Genomic DNA, 1379 nt, shown 5'->3' with positions numbered 1-1379 from the left:
TTTTATTCTCCTCGCGCATCATCTATATAAATCGGAACGATAATCAGCAGTGAGTCTTTATTATTACTGACCAGTAATTCAGCCTGTTCTTTTTCGTAAAATATCGCTTTCAGGGTTTGGTATTTGTCATTTGTAAAATTGCAAATACCGTCGTTATCACATACTGCATAAAATAATTTATCCATGATGTTTCTAGTTATTTTGGGTGACGATAGAGGGGAATAGATAAAAATGATTTTTTGTCGCTTTCGACTTGAATAAATCCATGCAACCCATTTTTAATATAGGCTAATTCCACTTCATTGGTAAATCCCACAGGCTTCATATTTTCATATTTAGCGAGTTCCTCTACAGCGTCACAGAGTTGGATTAATTCATCACAATTAATTGTGATTTCATTTCTGCTATATGTTTTTGTTGCTTTTGCTGCTGTTTTCAATCTGCTTGATATGTCATCAATGGTGTTATTTTCAAATTCATTGTTCATTATCATCACCTGTATATTTTATTTTACCTGTCAATATTCCATCTATTAATGTTCGCATTTCCCAGCACCAATAAAATGACTCGACATAAACAGATAATTTTCCGTGGTCATGTTGTTTACGTGCAATGAAACGTTCTGCTGCCTCTCTGGTTAAATGAGTATTTACAGTTTTGTAATCGTATTTCCAGTAAAAAATATACGAATCTTCCAATATATATATTATGCTCTCTGATTTTTCTTTATCACTGCAATCATCCCAATCAGAAAAATATTCATCTGAGTATTTTACTATTTCTCTTTTTTGCTCTTCATCCAATGTTTCCAATAATGAATCTATGTAATGATATTCCTCTCCATCGAAATATATTCCCACCTCATCATCGTCATTGCCAATGACTCGCATTCTTTCTCTCACGGTGAATGATGGGTGTGCCGTGAAGTGCCGATCAACACCAGCGCCGTTATGTTCATATTCAAGACGTTTAACAAAATCATTCCAGTTATCGGCGGTTAATTCACCGCCATCTGCCAGTGATATAAAATCAGTCATTATTTAAACCCCCTGCATACATTTTTCGCTCTCTCACACATCTCAGCGTCAAACCATCCGAAATGGCATTTGTTGAAACTGATACCCAGCCTCCATGCCAGCCATCTGTACGCCTCCGTGCGTTCAAAATTCCCTCTCTTTCGCATCTCCTCAAATTCCTCTTTGCCATTCCGCCTCGCTCTCCGTGTCGGTTCATCTGCCAGATATCCCAGCGGAATATTGGTCTCCGGATGCATCCCTACACGCGCATCGCATGACCAGCAGACATAGAGCCACGGCCATTTGTCGTCATGCCGGGTCTTCCCAAACACCTCCGTGTGATGGGCTATCTTTACGTGACTG

4 protein-coding genes are annotated in these 1379 nt (G+C 38.7%); all 4 read right to left on the bottom strand.

The window, feature by feature from the left end:
- Positions 1 to 2: 2 nt before the first annotated feature.
- The gene (locus BM329_RS14235; protein WP_092554474.1) at positions 3 to 185 is read right to left on the bottom strand and encodes a hypothetical protein; all 183 of its coding nucleotides are present in this window, start codon (positions 183 to 185) and stop codon (positions 3 to 5) included.
- An 11-nt stretch (positions 186 to 196) separates the two neighbouring features.
- Positions 197 to 487 carry a hypothetical protein gene (locus BM329_RS14230; protein ID WP_092554471.1) on the bottom strand — a complete coding sequence of 97 codons (291 nt, stop codon included), beginning with the start codon at positions 485 to 487 and terminating at the stop codon, positions 197 to 199.
- Positions 477 to 1037 carry a hypothetical protein gene (locus BM329_RS14225; protein WP_092554468.1) on the bottom strand — a complete coding sequence of 187 codons (561 nt, stop codon included), beginning with the start codon at positions 1035 to 1037 and terminating at the stop codon, positions 477 to 479. Before BM329_RS14225 ends, BM329_RS14230 begins: the two co-directional genes overlap by 11 nt.
- Positions 1037 to 1379 (bottom strand): zinc-finger-containing protein (locus tag BM329_RS14220; protein WP_143101256.1); only part of this gene is annotated, 343 nt, incomplete at its 5' end. The genes BM329_RS14220 and BM329_RS14225, both read right to left, overlap by 1 nt.

The organism is Xenorhabdus koppenhoeferi (genome assembly GCF_900116635.1).
Lineage (GTDB): Bacteria > Pseudomonadota > Gammaproteobacteria > Enterobacterales > Enterobacteriaceae > Xenorhabdus > Xenorhabdus koppenhoeferi.
Note: the sequence above shows the minus strand (reverse complement) of the source record. Positions and strands in the feature narration are given on the sequence as shown.